16 protein-coding genes are annotated in these 25,781 nt (G+C 65.5%); 5 read left to right on the top strand and 11 right to left on the bottom strand.

What is annotated here, in order from left to right:
• Window positions 1-7: 7 nt before the first annotated feature.
• From ACVWWQ_RS09715 to ACVWWQ_RS09700, 4 genes are all read right to left on the bottom strand, one after another.
• On the bottom strand, window positions 8-670 hold the full coding sequence (locus tag ACVWWQ_RS09715; protein ID WP_133947750.1) for a class I SAM-dependent methyltransferase: 663 nt from the start codon (window positions 668-670) through the stop codon (window positions 8-10).
• Between the two features lie 165 nt (window positions 671-835).
• On the bottom strand, window positions 836-2,455 hold the full coding sequence (locus tag ACVWWQ_RS09710; RefSeq protein ID WP_133947752.1) for an ABC-F family ATP-binding cassette domain-containing protein: 1,620 nt from the start codon (window positions 2,453-2,455) through the stop codon (window positions 836-838).
• A gap of 304 nt (window positions 2,456-2,759) precedes the next feature.
• Window positions 2,760-3,128 (bottom strand): VOC family protein, encoded by a 369-nt coding sequence (locus tag ACVWWQ_RS09705; protein ID WP_133947754.1) that lies wholly within the window; start codon window positions 3,126-3,128, stop codon window positions 2,760-2,762.
• A gap of 100 nt (window positions 3,129-3,228) precedes the next feature.
• A complete protein-coding gene (locus tag ACVWWQ_RS09700) occupies window positions 3,229-5,172 on the bottom strand; it encodes an ATP-dependent DNA helicase (protein ID WP_457383414.1) in 1,944 nt (647 codons plus the stop codon).
• Window positions 5,173-5,285: 113 nt separating this feature from the next.
• On the opposite strand from ACVWWQ_RS09700, the gene ACVWWQ_RS09695 reads away from it, so the two are divergent.
• Window positions 5,286-5,675, top strand: a complete 390-nt coding sequence (locus ACVWWQ_RS09695) for an MAPEG family protein (protein WP_133947758.1) — start codon at window positions 5,286-5,288, stop codon at window positions 5,673-5,675.
• A 37-nt stretch (window positions 5,676-5,712) separates the two neighbouring features.
• Here the strand turns inward: ACVWWQ_RS09695 and ACVWWQ_RS09690 are convergent, their stop codons facing one another.
• The 5 genes from ACVWWQ_RS09690 to ACVWWQ_RS09670 all read right to left on the bottom strand — a co-directional run bounded on the left by ACVWWQ_RS09690 (window position 5,713) and on the right by ACVWWQ_RS09670 (window position 13,488).
• Window positions 5,713-6,240, bottom strand: coding sequence for a tetratricopeptide repeat protein (locus ACVWWQ_RS09690; protein ID WP_099653795.1), 528 nt, complete (start codon window positions 6,238-6,240; stop codon window positions 5,713-5,715).
• 2 nt (window positions 6,241-6,242) lie between these two features.
• Complete coding sequence (gene mrcB / locus ACVWWQ_RS09685) at window positions 6,243-8,564, bottom strand: penicillin-binding protein 1B (protein ID WP_133947760.1); 2,322 nt, start codon at window positions 8,562-8,564, stop codon at window positions 6,243-6,245.
• 106 nt (window positions 8,565-8,670) lie between these two features.
• Window positions 8,671-9,510 (bottom strand): NAD-dependent epimerase/dehydratase family protein, encoded by an 840-nt coding sequence (locus tag ACVWWQ_RS09680; RefSeq protein ID WP_133947762.1) that lies wholly within the window; start codon window positions 9,508-9,510, stop codon window positions 8,671-8,673.
• Window positions 9,511-9,517: 7 nt separating this feature from the next.
• The gene (locus tag ACVWWQ_RS09675; protein WP_133947764.1) at window positions 9,518-11,263 is read right to left on the bottom strand and encodes a hypothetical protein; all 1,746 of its coding nucleotides are present in this window, start codon (window positions 11,261-11,263) and stop codon (window positions 9,518-9,520) included.
• Window positions 11,264-11,349: 86 nt separating this feature from the next.
• On the bottom strand, window positions 11,350-13,488 hold the full coding sequence (locus ACVWWQ_RS09670; RefSeq protein WP_099653798.1) for a RelA/SpoT family protein: 2,139 nt from the start codon (window positions 13,486-13,488) through the stop codon (window positions 11,350-11,352).
• A 147-nt stretch (window positions 13,489-13,635) separates the two neighbouring features.
• Between ACVWWQ_RS09670 and ACVWWQ_RS09665 the strand changes: the two genes are divergently transcribed.
• Window positions 13,636-14,175: a hypothetical protein gene (locus ACVWWQ_RS09665; protein ID WP_133947766.1), complete on the top strand. Its 540-nt coding sequence runs from the start codon at window positions 13,636-13,638 to the stop codon at window positions 14,173-14,175.
• Between the two features lie 25 nt (window positions 14,176-14,200).
• On the opposite strand, the gene hrpA is transcribed toward ACVWWQ_RS09665, so the two are convergent.
• Window positions 14,201-18,352, bottom strand: a complete 4,152-nt coding sequence (gene hrpA / locus ACVWWQ_RS09660; RefSeq protein ID WP_133947768.1) for an ATP-dependent RNA helicase HrpA — start codon at window positions 18,350-18,352, stop codon at window positions 14,201-14,203.
• A 141-nt stretch (window positions 18,353-18,493) separates the two neighbouring features.
• Here hrpA and ACVWWQ_RS09655 point away from each other — a divergent pair, with 141 nt between their 5' ends.
• On the top strand, window positions 18,494-18,961 hold the full coding sequence (locus ACVWWQ_RS09655) for a Dps family protein (protein ID WP_099653801.1): 468 nt from the start codon (window positions 18,494-18,496) through the stop codon (window positions 18,959-18,961).
• A gap of 54 nt (window positions 18,962-19,015) precedes the next feature.
• Here ACVWWQ_RS09655 and ACVWWQ_RS09650 read toward each other — a convergent pair whose 3' ends face one another.
• Window positions 19,016-20,986: an LTA synthase family protein gene (locus tag ACVWWQ_RS09650; protein WP_166669698.1), complete on the bottom strand. Its 1,971-nt coding sequence runs from the start codon at window positions 20,984-20,986 to the stop codon at window positions 19,016-19,018.
• A gap of 278 nt (window positions 20,987-21,264) precedes the next feature.
• On the opposite strand from ACVWWQ_RS09650, the gene ACVWWQ_RS09645 reads away from it, so the two are divergent.
• A complete protein-coding gene (locus tag ACVWWQ_RS09645; protein ID WP_133947770.1) occupies window positions 21,265-23,865 on the top strand; it encodes a glycosyltransferase family 2 protein in 2,601 nt (866 codons plus the stop codon).
• Window positions 23,866-23,997: 132 nt separating this feature from the next.
• Window positions 23,998-25,779 (top strand): autotransporter assembly complex protein TamA, encoded by a 1,782-nt coding sequence (locus ACVWWQ_RS09640; RefSeq protein WP_133947772.1) that lies wholly within the window; start codon window positions 23,998-24,000, stop codon window positions 25,777-25,779.
• The last annotated feature ends 2 nt before the right edge of the window (window positions 25,780-25,781 follow it).

Genomic DNA, 25,781 nt, shown 5'->3' with positions numbered 1-25,781 from the left:
ACCTCGCTCAAGCTACGGGATGGGCCGCTTCGAACAACCCCACCGTGCCTTCCACGCGTACATGGACGTAGGCAAAGTGCTTGCGCAGCGCCAGTTCCAATGCTTTGACGGTGTCATGCCGGTTGTCGAAGATGCCCTTGCGGTTGCAGATCGCCATCAACCGGCGACCAAGACTGTTGTGATCGGCGGCGTCGCCCAGGATGGTGGCGCCGTAGAGCACGCCATCAGAAGCGAGGTGCCACTTCAGGTGGCCAAGTACCTCCGCCTTGTCGGCCATCGTTCCGGGCAGGCAATGCAGCAGATGAAACAGTGATATCGAGTCCATGCTGCGGCCCACCCGACCGGGCAGCGGCACCGTCACATCGTGCCGAACGATTTGCGTGGACCCGCGCTTGAGTCGCCGTTGCGCCGCACGCAGGCTGTCGGGATCGAGATCCAGCAGGGTGACCCGGGTTGAAGCGGGCAGCCGGGCACTGGCCGGATAGAAGCCGGTACCCGCGCCCACATCAAGATGGCGCCGACCCACGTGGTGGCGGAAGAACGGCAGCAGCACGGTGGCGGTCGAGCAGCGCCAGGCAAAGCGATTGGCGATGCCCAGCGCGCACCAGTCGTGCAACTTGAGGCTCAGCAGCGAGCGGACGGTCGCGTCTTGGCCGATATCGAAATTCACGGAGGAGCCTGTGGAAATCCGGGGAATGCAGGTAGACGCCCGCCGCAGCCTTTTATTCCCGGGCGGGCCGGCACACCGGCGCTTTCGAGCAGACCAGCCTTTCCAAAAGGCATCTCGCCTCAGCTCGGCTGACGCACCCTTGAGCACGCGTCTCAACTGCGCGAATCAAGGCTCTTGCACGAGTCGGCCATCCACCAGCTGCAGCCGTTGGTCGATTCTGATTGCCGCCAGGAACGCCTCGTCGTGGCTGACCACGACCAACGCGCCTTCGTACGGCAATGCCTCCTCAAGCAAGGTGATGCTGTCCAGGTCGAGGTTATTGGTGGGTTCGTCCAGCAGCAGCAACTGCGCTGGCGGTGTCGCGTGCAGCACGCAGGCAAGCACCGCGCGCAGGCGTTCGCCGCCGGACAACGTGGCGGCCGGAAGATACATGCGATCACCCTGAAACTGCAGGCGGGCGAGCAGATTGGCGCGCTGCTGGGCGGGCATGTCGGGCGTGAAGGTGGCGAAGTTGTCGATGACGGTGCGTGCGGGATCGAGCAGGTCGAGGCGTTGCGACAACCAGGCGATGCGACCCGGGCCCCGCCGAATGCTGCCCGCGTCGGGTATCAACGCGCCAGCCAGCATCCGCAACAGGGTCGACTTGCCGGCACCGTTGGCACCACACAAGGCGATGCGTTGCGGGCCGACAACAGTCAGCGACAGGCCGCCCGGGCCGAACAGCTCGCGGCCGCCCCGTCGCACGCGCAAACCTTCGCCGGCGAACAGCACGCGATCGGCCGGCACCCGCGTCGCTGGCAGGGCCAGATCCAGCGAACGGATTTCGGCCAGTGACTCGGTAACGCTGCGCAGGCGCGTGCGAACCTGCTCCACCCGGTCGCCATGCACGCTGTCGACCCGGGCCGCCGACACCTGGGCGGAGCGTTTGCGGATACCGGCGGCGATGCGCGGCAGGCCGGCGTCAGCGAGGTTGCGCTGGGCATTGCCGGCACGCCGCGCGGCGCGTTCGCGAGCCTGCTGCATGTCGCGTTGCTCACGCTTCAGTTCGCTGCGCAGGTTGCGCGCCTGTTGTTCGGCGGCCCCCTGTTCGATCTCCACCACCTCGCGATAGAAGTCAAAACCGCCGCCGTACAGACGCAAGCGGGACGGTGTCAGTTCGGCGATCTGGTCCATGCCCTGCAGCAACTCGCGATCATGGCTGGCCACCAGCAGACAGCCCGGCCACTCGCGCAACAGCGCATGAAGCCGAAGCCGCGCCGCGCGATCCAGATGGTTGGTCGGCTCGTCCAGCAACAGCACGTCCGGCCGGCGCAACATTTGCGCGGCCAGTCTCAGCGCCATCGCCTCGCCGCCGCTGAACGTGTCCAACCGCCGCTGCAATGGCATGTCGGGCAGGCCCGCACGTGCCAGCGTCGCTTCGATTCGCTCGCGCAGATCCCATTGGTTGTCGAGGGTGTCGAAGTGCGCGGGCTCGGCGCTGCCCGCCAGAATCGCGTCCAGCGCCTGCAGCCTGGGGGCAACGCCCAGCGCCTGCGCGACGGTGACATGGCCATCCAGCGGCAGGCTCTGCGGCAGATAGCCGATGACGCCGTCGACATCGATCTGGCCGGCCTGCGGCTGCAGTTCACCGGCCAGCAACTTGAGCAAGCTGCTCTTGCCCGCGCCATTCGGCGCCACCAGCCCGGTACGACCGGGGCCCAGCGTGAACGACAGACCATCCAGCACGGGTGTGCCGTCCGGCCATGAAAATACGAGGCGGGAAACGCGAATGCGTGCATCCGGCATGCGGGGATTCTCCATGCATGCGCGCGGCCTGATCAGCCGCGACGCGTTGAACCGACGGATCGCCCTTTCACCCCGCCCTCAGGCGGTGGCGCAGGCAATCCCATGGGGTCTATGGATGAATCATGTCGTTCACATGCCGCTTCGCTGTCCGGTGGGCTGGTGCATTTTATGACGTCCGGAATCCGCCTGCCTCGCGCTTCGCCACAAGCGGCTCAAGATCGGCTAGCGCTATGCCGGACAACTCCGGCGGTTCCATCCGCGGTTGGCGCCGAATGGATCTGCGGACTTGCTCAGGCCGCGAGCGCTACCCGGGCGGCTGCCACAGTTCGACCCGCGTGCCGTCCGGGTCCGTGATCCAGCCGAAGCGGCCGAATTCGCTCTGGTCGACACGTTCGTCCACCTCGACGCCAGCGGCACGCAATTGCGCCAGCAGCGCGTCGAGATCATCGACGCGAAAGTTGATCATGTACCGCTGCGAGCCGGCGCCGAAGTAATCGCTGTCGGCGGCGAAGGGTGACCACAGCGTGTAGCCCGGGCGTTGCTGGTCTTCGTTGAAGCGTACCCCGCCCCAGTCTTCAACGGTCAGCCCGAGATGCTTTGCGTACCACGCCGACAGTGCGGCGGGGTCGCGTGATTTGAAGAAGATGCCGCCCAGTCCGGTGACCTTGGCCATGCCCGTTCCCCTCTTGTCGTTGTTGCATTGTTGCAGATGCCCGCTCGCGGGCGAACGCTCTTGCGATTCACGAAACAGGGCATCGCCCGCCAGCAGGCTCCTACGGGGTTGTTTCCGGGTTGTCGAAGAATGCCTGCACCTGGGTCAGTTCGCGCGTGCGCGGCATCGGCGGGACGCTGGCCAGAAACAGTTTGCCGTAGCCCTTGCCGGTCAGGCGCGGATCGCACAGCACGAGCACGCCGCGATCGTGCACATCGCGGATCAACCGACCGGCACCCTGTTTCAGCGCGATCACCGCGCTGGGCACCTGCCAGCCCATGAACGGGTTGATGCCGGATTGTTCCAGTGCGGCCAGGCGCGCCATCAGCACCGGATCATCGGGGGCGGCAAACGGCAGCTTGTCGATCACCACCACGCTGAGCGCTTCGCCGACCACGTCGACGCCTTCCCAGAAACTGGCTGCACCCAGAAGCACGCCGTGGCCGCTGGCGCGGAACTCCTCCAGCAATCGCGGCCGGGGCGCGGTGCCCTGCACGAACAGCGGCCACGGCACCTTGTCCTGCAGCAGTTCAGCGGCGCGACGCAGCGCGCGATGCGACGTGAACAGCAAAAACGCGCGCCCATTCGAGGCGTGCAGCACCGGCAGCACCGCCTCGATGACTTGATCGGTGTAATCGCGTGCATTCGGATCGGGCAAGCCGGCGGGCAGATAGCACAATGCCTGCCGCGCGTAATCGAACGGACTTTCCAGGCTCAACGTCCGCGGCTCATCCAGGCCGAGCTGGCGGGCGAAATGATCGAAATTGCCGGCCACCGACAGCGTCGCCGAGGTATGGATCCACGCCGCCTGGGTCCGCTCGCGCAAACCGCGCATGGGCGCAGCCAGATCCAGAGGCGTGGCGTACAACGCGAAGCCGCGCAAAAACGTTTCATACCAGCGCACGTCTTGCTCGCCGTGCGATTCGACAATGCGATCCAGCCGCTCGGTGAACAGCTCGGCACGCTCGTGCAGGTTGGTGAAACCGCGTGAACGCTCGGCCTGTGAGGCAAGCAGTTCGGCCAGCGTCGCCAGCAGTTCGCGCAGGTCGTGCAGCGCAGTGCGCACCTCGGCGCGATCGTCCAGCAGCGCGAATGCGCCGCGCGATGGCAGCGGATCCATCGCCAGCCGCAGCTTGCGCAAGGCATCCTGCAAGGCTTCGACCGGTTCCAGCAACAGGCCGATCGCGCCGGTGATGCCGTTGCATTCGGTCAGCACATCCCTGGCCATGTCAGTCAGCTGGCGCGCACTGAGGCTTTGCGAGAAGAACTGCCCGGCCAGCTCCGGGATCTGATGCGCCTCGTCGAGAATGAAAGCCGCCGCACCGGGCAGGATTTCGCCGAAACCCTCCTGCTTCAGCGCCAGGTCGGCGAACAGCAGGTGATGATTGACCACCACCACATCCGCTTCCATCGCCTCGCGGCGCGCCTTGAACACGTGGCAGTCGTCGTAGAACGGACACTCCACGCCCAGGCAATTTTCCGACGTCGAGGTAACCCGCGGCCACAGCGGCGATTCCTCCGGCACCTCGGCCAGCTCCATCCGGTCGCCACGACGGGTCCTCGCCGACCACGCGCGGATGGTCGCCAGTTTCGCCGCCTGCGCCTGCTCGAAACTGGCACCTTCGCGTACCGTCTGGTCCAGCCGGTACAGGCACAGATAGTTGGCGCGCCCCTTCAGCAGGGCCGTCTTCAGTCGTGCGTCGAGCACCGACCGCACCTTGGGCAGGTCGCGAAAATACAGCTGATCCTGCAGCGCCTTGGTGCCGGTGGAAATGATCACGCGCTCACCCGACAACAACGCCGGCACCAGGTAGGCATAGGTCTTGCCGGTGCCGGTGCCCGCCTCGGCAATCAGCGTGTCACGGCCCTCGATGGCCTGCTGCACCGCGCGGGCCATGACCTGCTGGGCGGCGCGGGGGGCGAAATTGGGCAGCTCGCGGGCGAACGGACCTTCGGCGCCCAACAAGCTGTCGAGATCGTCGAGATCGCTTTGTTCAAACTCCATCATTTCCGAAGTATCGCCCAGCACTCGCGCGCGGCATACCCGCCCATGCAGATCTGATGGCGTGCGATGACGGAATGAATCACCATGGCGACACCAACCGAGGGGAACGCACGATGATGACCGAACTGAGCTTGCTGCTTTGGAGCGTGGTGCTGGGGCTGGTGCACATTGCGCTGGCCGCGACGGGGTCAGTCAGCCAGCGCGGCTTGACCTGGGCCGTCGGCGCTCGCGACGGCGCCCCCAAGCCGCTGACGGGCATCGCTGCGCGCCTGTATCGTGCCAGCAACAATTTCCTCGAAACCTTTCCGCTGTTCGCCGCGGCCGTGCTGCTTGCAGTCGTGCTGCAGCGCCATGGCGGCATGACGTTGCTGGGTGCGCAACTCTACTTCTGGGCCAGGCTGGCGTACTTGCCGGTGTATGTCGCCGGCACTCCCTACCTGCGCACGCTGGTCTGGGCGGTGAGCATTGTCGGCATCGTGCTGGTGTTGGCGACGCTGGTCTGAGCGATCCTCGCTGGCTACATTTCTGCGTGGTTGGCACTCAGTAACGCGGCACGCCCGCCTTGTGGCACTGCCCCACCCACTTGCGTGCGGTGGCCGCACCCGCCTCGTCGCGAGCCTGCAAGCGCATTTCGACAATGGTTTGCCAGTTCCGCGCGCACAGCGGACCCAACTGCGGACCCAGCGACCATGAACGGTGGGCAAGGCGTTCTGCCGTGGGGAAGTCCTTCAGCCGCACCGCGATTTCAGCCCGCTCCTGCAACAACTCCGGCGAGTCGGGATTGAGCTTCAGCGCCTGGTCGAGCTTGCTGGCCGCTTCGGCGTAGTGGCCCGTCTGCTCATCGCGACTGGCCGCATCCTGCAACGCATCGACGCCAGGGTCGCGCAGGGGATTGACGGCGATGATCGACTTTTCACGCTCGCCCGCCGCCCGGATCGCGGCGACCTGGTCGTAGGCCGGCAGCGGTGTCGGCGCCGGCGGAGGCGGCGCGGTGGCAAACATGCCGCAGCCAGCGAGCAGACTGCTGATGCTCAGGGACAGCAGCAGATATCGGGGACGAAACAACATGATCAGTTTCCGTTGGGTGGTGCAGAGGTGTCCGCTGGCGGCGCGCTGTCGTTGCCACCGAACAGGTTCTGCCAGAAACAACCTTCGGTGTCGGCGGACAAGCTGCCGGCAATCACCGGCACCTGTTGCGCGCCCTCGCATTGCGGCTCCGTGCGCTTGCCGGTGGCCGGGTTCAGCCATGCCATTTGCAGCCCGGCGCCCGGCGCCCCGGACAATGGCCGCGTCGGCAGCTTGGCGAACAGATCACGCCAGGCGCGCAAGCCACCGCTGGCACCAAACAGAGTGGTCGGCTTGTTGTCGTCGCGCCCCATCCAGAACACGGCCAGGTGTTCCCCCGTGAAACCGGCAAACCAGCTATCGCGCATGTCGTTGCTGGTACCGGTCTTGCCGGCGGCGTGCAGCGAGCCCAGTGCGGAATTGCCGAGTGCACTGGCGGTGCCGTACTCGGCCACCTGCTGCATCGCCCAGGTGGTCAGCCGCACCGCCTCCTGATATTCGCCCGGGCCGCCCTGCACCTGGTAACGCTTGATCGTGCGCCCGTTGCCATCCAGCACGCCACGCACCGCGACCAGGGGCAACGCATGTCCATCGGCAGCGAGGTACTGATACAACTGGGTCAACTGCAGCGGCGCCAGGTCCAGCGCGCCGATCAACAGTGACGGGCTGGGGTTGATGTCGCCGATGCCGAATGATTTCAGGAACGACTGGATCCGCCCCAGCCCCACGCTCATGCCCAGATGAATCGTTGCCAGGTTCCACGAGTGCGCCAGCGCGTCGACCATGATCAGCGGATCGTGGCTGCGGTGGTCGTCATTCTGCGGCGTCCACATGCTGCCATCAGGTTGGCGCATGCTGATAGGGCTGTCATCCATCAGGCTGGCCAGGTTCCAGCGTTCGGGCTGGGTCAGCGCCACCAGATAGACGAAGGGCTTGATCGTCGAACCGATCGGTCGTCGCGCATCGAGCGCGCGGTTGAAGCCGGGATCACCCGGAATCTTGCTGCCGACCACGGCCAGCACGCTGCCGGTGTGTGCATTGGTCACCACCGCCGCCGCCTGCACGCCGTCACCGCGCTTGCCCAAGCCCTTCAACGTGCTGGTGATCGCCTGTTCCGTGTACAGCTGGGCGGCGGGGTCGAGCGTGGTGAAGATCGACAGATTGCCCTCACGCAAGGCGTCCTCGTCGAAATCGGCGGTGATCTGCTTGCGCACCAGGTCCATGAACGCCGGAAAGCGGTTGTGCGGCAATTGACCGTTGCTGACGATGTTCAGCGGGGTGGCCTGCGCCGCGTTGAGTTGCGCCGCGGTGATCAGGTTGGTCTCGAAGAATTCCTTCAGCACCAGGTTGCGCCGGGTCAGCGCGCGCTCCGGCGCGCGGCGCGGATCGTAATAGCTCGGCCCCTTGACCATGCCTACCAGCAGCGCGATCTCCTGTGGCCGCAGGTCTTCCAGACGGCGGCCGAAGTAGAACTCCGACGCGGCAGCGAAGCCATGCACGGCCTGGTTGCCCTGCTGCCCGAGGAAGACGTCGTTGACATACGCCTCCAGAATCCGTCCCTTGCTGTAATGCGCCTCCAGCAGCAACGACATCAACGCTTCGTTGATCTTGCGCGTGAAATTCTGGTCGCGGCTGAGGAACAGGTTGCGCACCAATTGCTGGGTCAGCGTGGAGCCGCCCTGCACAGTGTGTCCGGCGCGCAGGTTGGCAAACGCCGCGCGCGCGATCGCGCTGAAGTCGATGCCGATGTGGTGATTGAAATCGCGATCCTCGACGGCCTGCAAGCCACTCACCAGCAAGGGCGGAACATCGGTCAGACGCACGAAGCGACGCTCTTCCTGGCTGGCGCCGTAGAGCGTGGCGATGCGTGCCGGGTCCAGATGGGCCAGCTCGATCGTCTTGCCGCTGCCGGCGTCCTGCACTGCCTTGACCGTGCCGCTGCCGAGCGTGACGCGAATGCGCTTGGGCAGCTCGCCGCCATCCGGGCCGGCGTAACCGCGCGACGAAATCGTGTAGCGCAGGCCTTCTTTCTGCCAGCTGCCGGCGACCTGGCCCTTGCTGTCTTCGCTGTAGCCGGCAAACGTGAGTTCGAGCTCCAGCGCCGAGGAGGTCATCGGCTCGCCCACGGACAGAGGCAACGGGCGCGCGTAGACACGGGTCGGAACCGCGAAGACCAGTTCGTTGAAGCGATCCTGCACGCGCTTGTTCAACACCAGGGTGTACGGCAGCACGAAACCGACCAGCAGTCCCATGCTGATCCAGAACGGTATGCGCAACCAGGGCCAGCTGCGACTGGCGATCCAACGAAGGCGGGTGAGGACATTCAACGTGACGGAATCCGGCGGTCGAGTGGTTCGATGATAGGGCCTGCCACCCGGCGGGCATATGAACGTGGCTGCGCGTTTCGGGGCAAAACGCGGGCAATTTGCGAACTTACACGGGCGACATCCACATGGAGGCATCGAGCTGGAACGCTCGTGGCCGGATACCCAGCACGCGCTGCAGCTCCGTATTGTCCGCGATCAGGTCGCTTTCCAGCCGATCCAGCGGACCGCGCAGGCGTGGCAGCGCCGCCCTGCCCGCACGCAGCAGCCACGTCGGCAATGGCAATGGCACCGTGGTCACCGGAAGGCTGCGACGCACTCGCGCGAACATCTCGGCAGCGGGCAAACGCTCGCCACCACCGATGGGAAGGATCCGCCCCGCCGATGCGGGACATTCCAGCGCCGCCAGCGTGGCCTGGGCAATATCGTCCGCATGCACAGGCTGACGCAGCCCGCGGCCGGCCGGCAACGGGAACACTCGCGTGCGCATCGCGCGCCGCGCCATCGGCGTGAGGCTTTTGTCCAGACCCGCGCCATACACCAGGGTGGGGCGCAGCACCGTCCACGCGCTGCCGTGGCGTTCGCAGGCAGCGGCAAGCGCCGCTTCGCCGTCGCGCAACTGCCGCGAAATTTCCCGTTCTGCGGGAACCCGCGAGTCGCGTTTGCTTTCGGCACTCATCGAACTGGTAGCCACCACCCGCGGTGCATCACGCAGTGGTGCATGGGCCAGCCAATCGGCCAAGCCCGCCAGCGGGCCGAAACTGATGATCGCCGACAACGGTGGCAGCGGTGGCGGTTGATCGGGCAGCCGGCCCCGCAGCCAGTGGATGCCCGCGGACACCGCTTGCGACTGCCGGCTCAAAGCCACCACAGGCTCGCCGCTGGCGAGCAGGCGCGGCAAGAGGAATCGCCCGATCTGGCTGCTGGCGCCAATCACCAATACCGTCATGCGCAGCTCACCCGCCACCTTGAAGTCGGGCGCCCAGATCCTGCACCCGCGGGCTGGAAGGCGTCAGCTTGCGCGCGCGCTGCAGCGACTGGCTGGCGCCCCCGCGGTCGCCGCGGCCCAGCTGCTGCTCGGCCTGGTCCAGCCACGCACTGGCCAGCCGATTGCCAAGCGCTGCCTGGGTGGCATCACCGGGCGCCAGTTCGGCCAGGTTGGCCAGCATGTCACCGGCCTTGGCGAGATTGCCTTCGGCAAGTGCCTGCTCAAACTGCTGCCGAACTTTCCCCGGCAAGGCCTGCAGCCCATGCACCGCCGACTCATTGTTGCCGTCGATCGCCAGCGCGCTCCGATAGAGGTCATAAGCGCTGTCGCCGGGCGGCATCATGATGTCGCCATGGCTCGTTGCCTGCTGCGCACGCTGGACCAGGCGCGCCACCGCGGCACTCTGTTGCGGCGTCAGTACGGTCGGCACCGTCGCCTCGTCGGTGCCGGCAGGTTCATCGGCGACAGCGTTGCCGGAACGGGAAGCGTCGGCATTCGCCGCACTGTCCAGGCGTGCCTTCGCTGCGGCAAGGTCGGCCGATTTCGGCGCCAGTTGCCGGGCCTGCTCCAGCAGATGCGCTGCCTGCGCGTTGTCGCCGGCATCGATCGCTGCGTTCGCCTGCACCGTCAGCGCCTGCGCCACATTGCCAAGACCCGCGTGGGCCTGTGCGTTGTCGGGATCAAGCTTGAGCACGGCCTGGAAGTGCGCCAGCGCGCTATCGTCGCCGGTGCCAGCCATGCGCCCGGCGCGCAGCGCTTCCTGGCCGGCCTTCAGTTCGGCCGCCAGCGCATTGTTGTCCTGCTTGCGCGTTTGTGCCTGCAGCGCACGCAGGGCGGGCAGCGCGCCGTTGTTGGGTTGCAACGCGGCAAGCTGTTCTATGCGCGCATTGGCGGTTTCACTGTCCTTCGCATCGATCGCCTTGCGCGCGTCGACCGCGAGTGCGTAGCCGACCTGATCAAGCCCATGCACAGCCACCGCGTTGTCGGGATCGGCCTGCAGTACGCGCCGATATAGCGCGCCCGCACCGTCCGGCCCATCCAGCTTGCCTGCCGCCAGGGCCTGCTGCGCCTGATCGACCAGGTCCACGGTATGCACCTGGCGTGCGCGCGCACTGCTGATCGCGCGATCCAGCCGGTCGATGTCGCTGCCGCCACCAAGCAGCTCGCGCGCCACAGTCGCCTGCTGTGCCGCCTGAGCCAGGCTGCCTGCCTGCAATGAGGTGTCTGCCTGAGCCAGGCTGCCTGCCTGCAATGAGGTGTCTGCCTGCGCCAGCATTGCCTGACCGACCCGTCGCAGGCCGTCACGTGCGCGATTGTTGTCCGGCTCCAGCGCGGCGGCCGCCTGGAACAACTCGCGCGCACTGTGACCGTCCTGGCCGTCCAGACGTCCGTCCTGAAGTGCTTGTTGAGCCTGGCCCAGCAAGGTGTTGAAGTCGGTGCGCGGCACCATGCTGCGCAGGCGGGTCTGATTGATCCACAGCGCACCCAGCAGGGCGACAACGATCAACAGCAACACCGGCACCAGCCAGCCGCGACGTGTCCTGGCCCGTGACGGTGGTGACATCCGGGCATGTGTCGTGCGCGGCTCGACCGCCACCTGCGGAAGATCATCCGGGGTGCGAACGCGCGGCTCGTCCAGCCGACCGAGATCGCCGATGGTCGGCTCGGTGCGAATCGGTGGATGTGCGTCGTGCTGGTCCCGGCGTCCGCTCATGGTTATTGGCTGCAAAGATTGTCGATGCAGCTTAACATTGCCCCGCTGGCCGCCGGCCCGGATGGCAGCGGGCATTGCGCGGTCATTCAGCCGACGCCAATGCGGCGCACGTCGATCACATTGGGCAGCGCCAGCAGCTTGCCGAGCAGGGTCGATAACTGCTCGAAGTCCCGCACGCGCAGCGTGAAACGCATTTCCACTTCACCGGTTTGCACGAACAGCCGGCTGGACGAGGCAATGATATGGGTGGCAGCGTTGCTGATCACGCTGGTGACATCCTTCTGCAGGCCTTTGCGATCGTAGCCGCGCAGCTCGATGTCGACCTCGTACGCCTGTGCCGCCGCGCTGCCCCAGCTCACCTCGATCACCCGGTCCGGATCGCGCCGCGCCAGTCGCGCAAGGCTGCCGCAGTCGGCGCGATGCACTGATACGCCACGCCCCTTGGTGATGAAACCGCGTACCGGATCGCCGGGCAACGGCTGGCAGCAGCGCGCCAGCGTAGTCAGCAAGTTGCCGATGCCCTCGATGCTGAGCGCGCTGTGGTCCAGCGTGGTGTGGCGCGAGGCAACCGGCGTGCTGGACTGCGTCACCGCCGGCTCCGCCGCATGGGCCGCCTCCTGCACCACGCGGGCAATCTGGCCCGGCGTGATCTCGCCCAGCGCCAGCGCGATCAGCAGCTCGTCCTGGTTCTTCAGATGAAAATGGGAAGGCAGCTTGCCCACATCGGCGGTGGTCAGCGCCAGCCGTTTCAGCTCCCGCTCGAACATGCCGCGACCGACCGCAAGATTGGTTTCCTGGGCGATCTTGCGGAACCAGTTGCGCAGCTTGTCCTTCGCCCGCGAGGTGTTGAGATAGCCGTGATGCGGCGACAACCAGTCGCGGCTGGGGTCGGCGACCTTGCCGGTGAGAATCTCCACCCGGTCGCCGCTTTGCGGCTGGAAGGTCAGCGGCACGATGCGGCCGTTGACCTTGGCGCCGCGACAACGGTGGCCCACCTCGGTGTGCACCAGATAGGCAAAATCCAGCACGGTGGCGCCACGCGTCAGATCGAAGACCTCACCCTTCGGGGTCAGCAGGTAGACCCGATCCTCCAGCAGTTCGGTATGCAGGTCGGACGCCAATGTGCTGTCGTCGTCGCCTCGCGGCTCCAGCAATTTGCGCATCCAGGCGATCTTGGCCTCGAACTCGGCATCGCCACTGCCACCTTCCTTGTAGCGCCAGTGCGCCGCCACGCCCAGCTCATTCGCGCGATGCATCTCGTGCGTGCGGATCTGCACTTCCAGCGTCTTGCCGGCCGGGCCGATCACCGCGGTGTGCAGCGATTGGTAGCCGTTCGCCTTGGGCCGCGCGATGTAGTCGTCGAACTCGCCCGGCAAGTGCGGCCAGCGGGCATGCACCACGCCCAGCGCCGCATAGCAATCGGTAATGTTGCCGACCAGGATGCGTACCGCGCGGATGTCGTACAGGTCGGAAAAATCCAGCGACTTGCGCTGCATCTTCTTCCAGATCGAATAGATGTGTTTGGGCCGTCCGGCCAGGTCGGCGGAGATGTCGGCAGCCGCCAGCGCACGACTCAGCTCATCCAGCGATTCGCGGATGAACGCCTCCCGATCCGCGCGTCGCTCATCCAGCAGTTTCGCGATGCGCCGATAGACATCCGGCTGCAGGTAACGGAACGCCAGATCTTCCAGCTCCCACTTCAACTGCCAGATGCCAAGCCGGTTCGCCAGCGGGGCGTGGATATCGCGGGTCAGCCGTGCCAGTGCCTGGCGCTCCTCATCGGCCAGCTGCGTAGCGGCGCGCATGCGTGCGAGCTGGCGTGCCAGCAGCACGAACACCACGCGCAGATCGCGCACGATGGCCAGCAGCAGACGCCGCAAGCCTTCGGCCGCGCCCTGCGGCGGCCGCTGCGCATGCAATGCCCAGACCTGTTCAGCCGCTTGCTGGCCGTCCACCAGACGTTGCAACTCCGCCGGCAAGGTCGTGCGTCGCTCCTGCCACAGCGTCGGATCGGCACGGGCAAGCGCGAACCACAGCGCCGCCGCCTGGGTCTGCGCGTCACAGCCCAGCATGCCGAGCAGGTCCAGCACGTCGGTGCATTCGGCTTCATTCAAGGTGCGCGAAGCGCAGGCATCCAGCGCCTCGACCAGCACAGCCGGCAGCCCGGCGGCACGATCGCGCCATGACCGAAGGTTGTCGGCGGCGCTGGAAGCGGTTTGAACCATGACACGATTTTCCACGTTTGTTGGTGACGCCGCAGGTCTCGCACGAGCGGCCTCTGGCGAACATGTTCAAGCAAGAGTTGGCGCAAGACCAGCTTACCCCGCAGAATCAACCTTCACCTGCGACACGTCGCCACCAGGACTCGCACCATGAAAGCACCCCTGCTCTTGTTGATTCCTTCCTTGTTTGCGCTGTGGCTGGGTTGCGGGCCGTTGCATGCCCAGCAAGCCATCGTGCTGAAGCAGCAGATGGGATCCGCGGAATTCAATCAGGCCGGACTGGACAAATTGAGCCCGGCCGAACTCGCCCGCCTGGAACAATGGCTGGCCACGCATGCCACCGAGCTGGCCTCCGCGGTTCCGGCCTCCGCGGTCTCCTCGGCCAGCGTGGCAGCCGACAAGGGTGCCAGTCGCAGTACGGCCTCCTCGGAGAAAAAGGTGGCGGGCGCTGGAAAGAAGGCCAGTCGCATCGTCGTCAGCCCGATTGCCGGACGCTTCACGGGATGGCGACCCGGTAGTGTGATCGTCCTTCAGAACGGCCAGAAATGGCGCATCAGCGACGACAGCTCGCTGACCTTGACGAGACCCATGGACAGCCCCGTGGCTACCGTGAAGGCCGGCGTGCTCGGTGGATGGATGCTCAAGATCGAGGGCTACAACACCAGTGGCCGGGTACAACCGGCGAATTGATCAGCCTGCCCCTGCGGGCAGGCGCTCACGCCAGTGCCGCCAGCGCCTTCGCCAGGCGCTTGGCCGAGACCGGCTCGGCGGTCTTCAGCTCCTGGGCGAACAGCGACACGCGCCACTCCTCGATCAGCCAGCGCAGCTCGGCCAGCTCCGCAGGATCGGTACCGGCAGCCCGGTGTTGCAGGTACGCACGCCAGTAAGGCATCACCTGCAACAGGCGTTGCTGATCCTTCGCCGGATCCTGGCGCAGCCGCTCGCCGCGCAGGCGTATCGCTTTCAGGTAACGCGGATAGTGCGCCAGTCGTGAAGGCGCGAGGTCGCGCAGGAATCCGGGGGTGAGCAGTGCATCGACCTGCTCGCGCATGTCGTCGTAGCTGGCTCGGGCGAAACCCAGCAGCGGCGGCTGGAGCCAGGGCTTCATCTCGGCCTGGGCCTCGATGATCGGTTCGGCCAGCTTCAACCGTTCAACGCCGGCGCCGGACAGCTCGCGCGACAGCTGCGTGCGCAACGCCTCGAAGCTGGCGGCCGTGCGCACATCCAGTTCGTGACGTTCCAGCAGATCCTGGAAGCCGCCTTCGAGCAGGTCTTCGCGCAGCCCGTCCACGCCGCCCAGCGGCCCATATTTCAGCGCCAGCGCATTGCCGATCGGCAGCCGGCGTCGCGCCTGCTTGGCGTCACTGGCCAGGGCGTTTCGCAGCAGCCGCACCACGCCTTGCCGATGGGCAGCACCGGCCTCGTCGCTGCGTTCGAACACGCGCAGCGCAACCGTTTCGCCGAGATCGACGAGTGCGGGAAACGCGGTGAGGCCACCGTCGGAGCGCACCTGGGCCGGGATGGCGTCGAAGTCCCAACTGGCCACGTCCTCGCGCGTCAGCTCGATGTCGGTCTTGAGCGAGAACGCCTCGCGCGCCTGTCCTTCCCACTGGCCACGCAGCTCGGCCAGGTCGCGACTGCTTGCGAGTGTCTTGCCACGTTCATCATGGAGCCGATAACGCATCAGGAAATGCGGCGACAGCTCGACCGCGGCGAACTCGCTCGCCTCGATGGTCACGCCAGTGGCGCGCTTCAGAAACAGCGCCAAGGCCTTGGTCAACGGTTCGTCGCGCGGCGATGCGGCTTCGACAAACGCGCGCGCAAAGTCGGGCGCGGGCACGAAGTTGCGGCGCAGCGCTTTCGGCAGGCCACGGATCAGTTCGGCCACCTTTTCAGCAAGCAGGCCAGGCACCAGCCATTCGCAACGTGCCGCGGGCAGCGCGTTCAGCATCGCCAGCGGCAGATGCAGCGTGACACCGTCGGCTTCATCGCCGGGAACGAAGCGGTACTCGAGCTTGTATTTTTGTGGAGGAAGGTCGAGCGTGGCCGGGAAAGCCTTCGCATCAAGACCGGCGCCACCGACCATCACGTCGTCCAGCGACCAGCGCAGCGCAGCCTGCTCGGCCGGACGCGCCTTGCGATACCACGCATCCAGCGCACGACTGCTGGCGATCTCTTCAGGCAGCTTGCCCTCGAAGAACGCGACCAGGTCATCTTCGTGGCGGATCAGTCCCTCGCGGCGCTGCCTTGCCTCGATGCCCAGCGCCTCTTCCAGTACGCGCTGATTGGACCGCACGAAATCGGCCCTGCTCTCGATGTCACCACGGACCAGCGCCTCGCGCAGGAAGATCGCGTGTGCCAAGGCCGGATCCTGCTGCTGGAAGGTGACCGGACGCTTCTCCACCAGCACCAATCCAAACAGGCTGACCTGCTCATAGGCCACCACGCAGCCGCGCTTCTTCGACCAGTGTGCATCGCGGCAATGTGTGCGCAGCAGATGTGCCGCCTGCTGTTCGACCCACAGCGGTTCGACCCGCGCATTGGCCATGCCCCACACGCGCCCGCCCACGTCGAGTATCTGCGCGGAGAACACCCAGTTCGGCGGAGACTTGGCCAGCGCCGAACCCGGAAACACATGAAATTTGCGCTCGCGCGTGCTCTGGTAGACGCCTTTCTCGTCCTTGCGCCCGACCTGGGTTGGCAGACCGGCCAACAAGCTGCGATGAACCGCCTCAAGGAGGCGATCCGTCGCAGCTTGTTGATCAATAGCGCGCTCCTGGCGTTCGCCTCCTCGCCCCTTCGGGGAGAGGATTGAGGTGAGGGGCGGGTGCTCGCCCGAAGCTTCCCTGCCTTTGCTTTTCTTTCCAACCTCTATGGCACCAACTCGTGGAGTCTTTCGCGACCCCGCCCCCTCATCCCAGCCTTCTCCCCGAGGGGGAGAAGGAGCAACAAGCCACCCCAACTCCCCCACCACCAGCAACAGCTGCCGATGCAATTCGCGCCATTCGCGCATGCGCATGAAGCTGAGGAAATGCCGCGAGCACCAGTCGCGCAGCTTCGACTGGGTCAACTCTTCGTGCGCGTCGTGATAGGCCTGCCACAGGTTCAGCACGCCGACGAAATCGGATTTGGGGTCGGCGAACACCGCATGTGCGGTATCAGCTTGCTGGCGGGCGTCGGAGGGGCGCTCGCGCGGATCCTGGATACTGAGGAAGGAAGCGATGGTGAGCAGTTCGCGCAGCGCACCGAGCTTTTCACCCTCGACCAGCATGCGCGCCAGCTGCACGTCGATCGGCAGGCGCGCCAGATGGCGACCGATATCCGTGAGCTTGCGCGCCTCGTCGATCGCGGAAATCTCGGTGAGCCGGCGGAAGCCGTCGGCGATCACCCGCGGGTCCGGCGCTTCCAGAAACGGGAAGTCGTCGACCTCGCCCAGCTTCAGCGCCAGCATGCGCAGGATCACGTTGGCCAGCGACGAGCGCAGCAATTCCGGATCAGTAAAGGCCGCGCGACCGGCAAAATCCGCCTCGCCGTAAAGGCGGTAGCAGATGCCGGGCCCGACGCGGCCGCAACGACCCTTGCGCTGGTCGGCCGCGGCCTGCGAGATCGGTTCGACATGCAACCGTTCGAGCTGGCTGCGCTGGCTGTAGCGTTTGACCCGCGCGGTGCCGGTGTCGATCACGTAGCGGATGCGCGGCACGGTCAGCGAGGTTTCGGCCACGTTGGTGGCCAGCACCACGCGGCGCTTGATGCCGGGCTTGAACACCCGATCCTGGTCGCCAGCGGACAGCCGCGCGTACAGCGGCATGATCTCTGTTTCGCGATATTGCCGGCGCGACAGCAGCTGGTGCGCGTCGCGGATCTCGCGCTCGCCAGGCAGGAAGATCAGCACGTCACCGCGCGGGTCGTCGTCGGTGATTTCGTCCAGCGTGGCCGCAATATGTTCGGCGCTGCCTTCCTGCAGACCGCCACGCTGCCCTTGTAGGAGCGCACCCTGTGCGCGATGCTCTTTCTGCGAGTTTGGCGAAGAGCCATCGCGCACAGGATGCGCTCCTACAGAATCATTCACCGGCCGCCAGCGCAGCTCGACCGGATACGCCCGCCCTTCCACCTCGACCACCGGTGCACCACCGAAGTGTTCGGAGAAGCGCGCGGTGTCGATCGTCGCCGAGGTGACGATGATCTTCAGCTCGGGTCGCTTCACCGCCAGCCGCTTGAGATAGCCCAGCAGGAAGTCGATGTTGAGGCTGCGCTCGTGCGCTTCGTCGATGATCAGGGTGTCATAGGCGCTCAGCCACGGATCGCCCTGGGTTTCGGCCAGCAGGATGCCGTCGGTCATGAACTTGATCAGGCTGCGCTCGGACACCTGATCGTTGAAGCGCACCTGGAAACCCACGATCTCGCCCAGCGGCGTAGCCAGTTCCTCGGCCACGCGACGCGCCACCGAACGGGCGGCCAGCCGGCGCGGCTGGGTGCAGCCGATCATGCCGGCTTCGCCCCGGCCCGCAGCCAGACACAGCTTCGGCAATTGGGTGGTCTTGCCCGAGCCGGTTTCGCCGGCGATCACCACCACCTGGTGCTCGCGAATCAGCTTGACGATGTCTTCGCCGCGCGCGCTGATCGGCAGCGATTCGTCCAGGGTGATCTTCGGCTTGGCCGCCACCCGCGCGCGGCGTTTGGCCGCGGAGCGCTGAATATCGGCCACCAGTGCGGCAAGCTTGTTGTCGTCAGGACGGCGCGACAGCGTGCGCCAGCGCCCCAGCAGGCGGCCGAAGTCGCGACTGGACACCGCATCCAGCTGCCGACGCAGATCGCGCAGGCCGGGATCGGCGGAAGAATCGGGCTTGGGCGGAGGGCTGTCGTTCATCGGACCGCACATGATAGCTGCTGACGACCGCGAGCCTGATAGTCGCTGGCTATCGGCGGCATACGAAGGATTCATTTCACCGGCAGAACTCAACCCGCTACTGTGGATTCATCGCATCAACCACCCAGGAAGGAGCAGCACATGGCCATTTCCATCGGTATCGGCAAGAAGGACCGGGAAGCGGTCGCCAGGCATTTGTCCAAACTGCTGGCCGACACCTACTCGCTATACCTGAAGACGCACAGCTTCCACTGGAACGTCACCGGTCCGCAGTTCAACAGCCTGCATTTGATGTTCGAGACCCAATACAACGCGTTGTGGCTGGCTGCCGACGAAGTGGCCGAGCGCATCCGCACGCTGGACGTGTTCGCGCCGGGTTCCTACAGCCAGTTCGCCAAACTCAGCTCGATCAAGGAGGAGGCAGGCGTGCCGGAGTGGAAGGAGATGGTGGGCCAACTGGTCGAAGGCCATGAAATCGCCGCGGCAACGGCGCGCGAAACCATCAAGTCGGCCAACGATGCGGGCGACGAAGGTACCGCGGACATGGTCACCGGACGCCTGATGGATCACGAGAAGACCGCATGGATGCTGCGCTCGCTGCTGCGCTGATCGCGGCAGCTTTGCCTGCATGGACAAACCCGGCCTGGAGCCGGGTTTGTCCGTTTACAGCTGGCGCGTCGCGCAACACTTGTCCGGCTCCATTGGTTTCAGCACCGTCGCCGGCGGGGCAGGTGCCGGCTGGATCGACTTCGGTGGCAAACCATACCGCTGGTTGAAGTACGCCCAACTGGGCCACAAGGCATGTGCCAGCGCCTGCCGGTCCAGTGCCGGGTCCACCGGGACGGGCGTCAGCTTTTCATCGTCCACCTGGTAATGAAACTGGGCCGCGGGCTGGCCCGGTTGCAACACCAGCAACTGGTCGCCCTTCAGATACCCGTAGTTGTCGCCGTACTGCATGATCGCGCGGCCCGGATAGTGCTGTGTCAGATCGGCACCCAGCATCGGATTGACGCTGCTGATGCCGATCAGCGACAGCAACGTGGGCGCCAGATCGACCTGACTGACCAGGTGTTCGTCGCGCTGCGCCGGTACGCCGGCACCCAGAATCAGCGCGGGAATGTGGAAGTGCCGCACCGGCACCAGGCTGGCACCGAATACCCGCGCATCGTGGTCGGCCACGATCAGGAAAACCGTGTTCTTCCAGTAGGGTGACCGTTTGGCCTGGGCGAAGAAGCGTCCGATGGCCCAATCCGCATATCGCACCGTGTTCTGCACGCTCGCCGCGGGATCGCTCGCATCGATCCGCCCGGCCGGATATTCCCACGGCGTATGGTTGGAGACGCTGAAAGCCAGGGTGAACTGCGGCTGCGTGCCGCCCTGCATCAAGCGGTGGTGCAACTCGTTGAACATGTCCTCGTCCGACGCGCCCCACGAGCCGACAAAGGTGGGCTTCACCGCGAACTTCGGCTGATCGATCACCTCATCGAAACCATTGCCCAGGAAGAACGACTTCATGTTGTCGAAGTGCGCCTCGCCGCCGTAGATGAAGCGCGAGTGGTAGCCGAACTCGCCCAGCAGACCAGCCAGGGTGAAGAAATCGCGCTGGCTGCGCGGCAGTTTCAGGACCGCTTCGGCCGGGGTCGGCAGGAAGCCGGTGCTGATCGCCTCCAGGCCCCGCACCGAGCGCGTGCCGGTGGCGTAGGTGCGCGCCAGCAGCCAGCCCTGCTTGGCCAGCGCATCGAATTGTGGCGACAGCGGCTGTCCGCCCAGCGTGCCGATGTACTGCGCGCCCAGGCTTTCCTCGACGATGATGACCAGGTTCAGCGGCTGAGCCGGTCGTTTCGCGGCGTGTTGCACATGCCAGCTGGGATGCCGGGGATCGAGCATCGGCCCATCCATCGCCGACGCCTCGCGCACCAGCTGCTGCATCTCCGCTTCAGGCATGGACCCATACAGGGCCGCTGCCGAGCGCTCGTTCTGCATGCTCCAAATCGCGTCGATCACGCTGTACAGGGAATTCAGCGGCAAGGTGTTGACCATCGCGTCGTCGCTGAACGCCACCATCGAGGCATTCAACGGCCGATGCTCAAGCGTGCCGCGGGCGGCGAGAAGCAGCAGCGCCAGCAAGGCCGCGCTCACCACCGCGCGCCAGCGCAGGCGCATCGGTGCATCGACCAGCTTCGTGCGCAATAGCCGGAATCCGAGCCAACCAAGCACCAGCAGGCCAGCCAGCACGAACAACAACACGCCCTTGTAGCCATGCCAGAGCATCGCCGAGACCTCGTGCGGGCTGTTCAGATACTCCACGTACAGCCGGTTCGGCCGGGTGTCGTACTCCCGGATGAACTGCGGCGTGGTCAGCTCCAGCAACACCAACAGCATCCACCATGCCCGATACCACCACGCCGTGATGCATGCCGCCCAAGGCCGATCCCCCAGCCACGGGGACAGCAGCGCCGGCAACAGGCAGATCATCGCCAGCAGGCTCAAATCAATCCGCAGCCCACCAGCAAGCACCGGCCACAACCCGCCCATGGGCTGCACCCTTGCCCACCACCACAAGGCAAGGCCAAGCCGGCTCAGGCTGAGGAAAGCCAGAACCAGCAGAAAGAAACGCCAGGTGAGCTGTCGCAAGAAAATTCCTGAAAGTCGTGTTCCGCAGCCGGGTGCGGGAGGTCACCGCAACATCGATGGGGCCGAATATTGATTCACCACTCTAACGCAACAGAGTACGCAGCCGACCTGACCAGCCCCCGGAATGGCGCAGAACGCTCGCGTACAGGGAACCCCGGCGCGCTGGCGGCTGACCTTTCGCTGACCGTGCCCGTCAATATTCATTGAGCCCGGTGCCATGGATTGGTTAAGCTCCCCAAGCTTTACGCCTATTGCGCAGGCATCCTCCGGGGATTTTTTTGAGCGCCACTGCAGCAAACCACAACAGTCGGTATCCCCTGCTCACCGCCATCGTGCTCGCACTGATCGTGGCGGCGATGAACATCGGCCTGTGGTGGTACGGCAACCTGCCGCACGGCCCCGACGACTGGCACGGCAAGATCGGCGGCTTCTCGATGAACGTGTACCAGCGTTATCAGAGCCCGTTCAAACAGGATTACCCCAGCGACGACGAGATCGCCGGCGACCTGAAGCTGCTGCACAAGTACAGCGACCGGGTGCGCACGTACACGATGCAGCAGAACCCGCAGTTGTACCGGCTGGCGCAGAAGGAAGGCCTGAAGGTGATGGCCGGCGCCGAGATCGACAAGCGGCTGGACAACAACGAACGGGAGATCGAGCTGCTGATCGCCAAGGCACGCGCGTACCCGGACACGATCACCCGGGTGATCGTGGGCAACGAGGTGTTGTTCCGCAACGACCTCACGCCGGAACAGATGATGACGTACCTGGATCGGGTACGCGCCGCCGTGCACCAGCCGGTGTCGATCGCCGAACCGGACTACATCTGGCTGAAGTACCCCGAGCTGGCCCAGCACGTGGACTTCATCACCATCCATCTGTTCCCGTTCTGGAATGGCATTGCGCGCAAGGACGCGGTGCCTGCCGCGCTGGGAGCGTATGACCAGATCCGCCAGCACTTCCCCGGCAAGCCGATCGTGGTCGGCGAGATCGGCTGGCCGTCGAACGGCGACCGCCACGAATACGCCGACCCGTCCGTGTCGAACGAGGCGATCTTCATCCGTGACTGGATGAACGTCGCCAAGCAGCAGCACATCAGTTACTTCCTGCTCGAGGCGTTCGACCAGCCGTGGAAGGAAAACCTGGGCGAAGGTCGTACCGGCGCCTATTGGGGCATGTTCAATGCCGACCGCCAGATGAAGTTCCCGCTGACCGGCCCGGTCACCGAGGACACCGCCTGGCCGTGGAAGGCGATCGCCGCCAGCCTGCTGGCGCTGCTGCCGATGATTCTGTTTGCCCGCCGTTTCAGCCGCTTCAAGCTGATGGGCAGGTTGTTCTTCTGCATGCTGATCCAGCTGGCAGCCGGCTTGCTGACCTGGTCGGCCACGCTGCCGTTCAACTTCTACCTGAGCTGGGTCGACTGGACCATGCTCACCTTGCTATTCCCGGCCCAGATCGCGATTCTGGCGATCCTGCTGATCAATGGCTTCGAGTTCACCGAGGTGCTGTGGCGGCCGAAGTGGATGCGTCACGCCGGCATGCTGACGCCCGATCCGCCGGAAAAGCAGCCGTTCGTGTCGATCCACCTGGCCTGCTACAACGAGCCGCCGGAGATGGTGATCATCACGCTGGATTCGCTGGCCGCGCTGGACTACGCGAACTACGAAGTGCTGGTGATCGACAACAACACCAAGGACCCGGCGGTGTGGCAGCCGGTGAAGGATTACTGCGAGAAGCTGGGCAAGCGCTTCCGCTTCTTCCATCTGGAGCCGTGGCCCGGCTACAAGGCCGGTGCGCTGAATTTCGGCCTCAAGGAAACCGATCCGGCCGCCGACGTGGTGGCGGTGATCGATGCCGACTACGAAGTGCGCAGCGACTGGCTGGCCACCCTCACCGGCTATTTCCACGACCCCAAGGTGGCGGTGGTGCAGTGCCCGCAGGCGCACCGCGAGTTCGAGCACAACGCGTTCCGCCGGATGACCGCGTGGGAATACGACGGCTTCTTCCGCATCGGCATGCACCATCGCAACGAGCGCAACGCGATCATCCAGCACGGCACCATGACCATGGTCCGGCGCACCGCGCTGGAAGGCACGGGTGGCTGGTCGGAATGGACGATCTGCGAGGATGCCGAGCTGGGCCTGCGCCTGATGCATGCGGGCTACGAGCTGGTCTACGTCGATGAACTGATGGGCAAGGGCCTGACCCCGGCCGACTTCAAGGCATACAAGAGCCAGCGCTACCGCTGGGCGTTCGGCGCGATGCAGATCCTCAAGGGCCGCTGGAGCTGGATGACGCAGCGAGGGCCACTTTCAGCCGGCCAGCGTTTCCACTTCCTCACCGGCTGGTTCAGCTGGTTCGCCGATGCGCTGCACCTGGTCTTCACCCTGATGGCACTGTTCTGGACCGCGGGCATGATCGCGTATCCACAATATTTCAGCCTGCCGATGCAGCTGTTCCTGATCCCGGTGATCGGCTTCTTCTTCGCCAAGGCAATCTTCGGCATCGTGCTGTACCGCGCCCGCGTGCCGTGCAGCTGGTACGACACCTTGATGGCCTCGCTGGCCAGCATGGGACTCAGCCACGCGATCGCCCGCGGCATCCTGCACGGGCTGACCCGCGAGAAGACCTCGTTCGTGGTGACCGCCAAGAGCCGGCGCCTGGGCGGCAGCAATTTCGCCGCGTTCGCGCCGGTGCGCGAGGAAGGCCTGATGGCCATCGCGCTGGCGTTGTGCATCCTCGGCATGGCGCTGGGCTACGGTACGCGCTATATCGAGGGCACCTTGTGGATGTTCATCCTCGCGGCGCAATCGATCCCGTACGTATCGGCAGTGACCGGCGCATGGATTGCACACAAGGCCGGCGACAAGGCCGGCTGATCCGGCGGTGTTCAGGACAAGCGATCCGGTGCGGATCGCACGGCCGCTTGGCGCCGGGATTCATACGAAGCCAACATAAAGTTGGGTAAGCTCCCCTTCCCCGCATATGCCCCCGAGGACGGAACCCAACGCATGCGTCACCCCGGCCACCGCCTCAGCCGACGTACCGGAGTGCTGTTGTCCCTGCTGCTGGCATCACAGGCGCACGCAGGCGTGCAACTGGTGGTCGATGGCATCGACGACCCGCTCAAGGCCGCTGCAGTCTCCGCCGTGGAGCTTTCCCAGTATGCGAAGCGCGACGTAAGCGACGCCCAGGTCCGACGCCTGTACGGTCATGCACCGGATCAGGTCAAGGCGGCGCTGCAGCCGTATGGCTACTACGACGCCACGGTCACCGGCGACCTGCAGCAACTCGGCAAGGACTGGCGGGTGAGCCTGCACGTGAAACCCGGTGAACCGGTGAAGGTCACCCGCGTCGATGTGCAACTCGACGACGTGGCCTCGAAGATCGGCCAGTTGCGCCGCGCCAGGCGCGCGATCGAGCGACTCAAGGACAAGCCGCTGAACCACGGCACCTACGAAGCAGCGCGCGACGCGCTCAGCGCTCAGCTCACCGCCAACGGCTTCCTCGATGCGAAGCTCGTCACCCATCGCGTCGAGGTGACTCGCGCGAATCACAGCGCGGTGGTCAAGCTGGCCTGGCAGGCCGGGCCGCGCTTCCGCTATGGCCAGATGAAGTTCGAGGGCTCGCAGTTCAACGACGGCTTCCTCGACCGCTACGTGCCGTTCAAGCCGGGTGATTATTTCGAACAGGACCAGCTGCTGGCCTTGCAGCAGGCGCTCAACGGCGCAGACTATTTTTCGGTGGTCAACGTGCTGCCCGACATCGACGAGGCCAAAGACGGCGTGGTCGACGTCACCGTGCAACTGGCGCCGGCCAAGCGCTCGATCTACACCGGCGGCCCGTTCATCGGTACCGACACCGGTTTCGGCCTGCGTGGCGGCGTCGAGCGGCGCTGGGTCAACCGGCGCGGGCACAAGTGGAAAAACGAGCTGGTGGTGGCGCAGAAGCTGAAAACCCTGTCCACGCTGTACTCGATACCGATGCCCGGCGACAACCAGCGCAGCTACAACTTCGGCGCCAATTTCCGTGACGCCAATACCGCGACCTCGCAATCGCGCACGTTGGAACTGGTCGGCAACGAAACGCGCCAGTGGCATGGCTGGACGCGAACCCTGGGTCTGCACGCGCTGTCCGGCACATTCACCGTAGGCAAGCGCGGCGGCGAGCCGGACAATACCCCCGGCATCGAGCACGGGCGCAGCACGCTGGTGTTCGCAGAGGCGGCGTTGACCCGCAAGAAAGCCGACAACCCCGACTTCGTGCATCGCGGCTGGCTGATCAACCTGGCCGTGCGCAGCACCGCGGGGCCGCTGCTCTCCGACGCCAGCTTCAGCCAGTTCACCGCCGACGCGAAGTGGATCCGTGCATTCGGCCAGCGCCAGCGCAACCGGCTGATCCTGCGCGGCAGCTTCGGCATCACCCACACCGACGATTTCACCGCGCTGCCACCGCAATTGCGCTTCTTCGCCGGCGGTGACCGTTCGGTGCGGGGCTACGGCTACCAGTCGATCGGTCCCCGCAACAGCGCCGACCGCGTGATCGGCGGCACCAATCTGCTGGTCGCCAGCACCGAGGTGGAACACTACTTCACGCGCAACTGGGGCATGGCCGCCTTCGTCGACAGCGGCAATGCCTTCACTGGCACCGACTATCGTCCGAAGATCGGCGCAGGCCTTGGCGTTCGCTGGCGTTCGCCGGTGGGCATGATCCGCGTGGACCTGGGCACACCGATCCACGACGACCGCGCACACGGGATCCAGCTGCACCTGGTGATCGGACCGGATCTGTAGGA

The sequence above is a fragment of the Rhodanobacter sp. TND4EL1 genome (genome assembly GCF_054061035.1).
The sequence above is the reverse complement of the archived record's forward strand: the minus strand, read 5'-3'. Positions and strand labels throughout refer to the sequence as shown.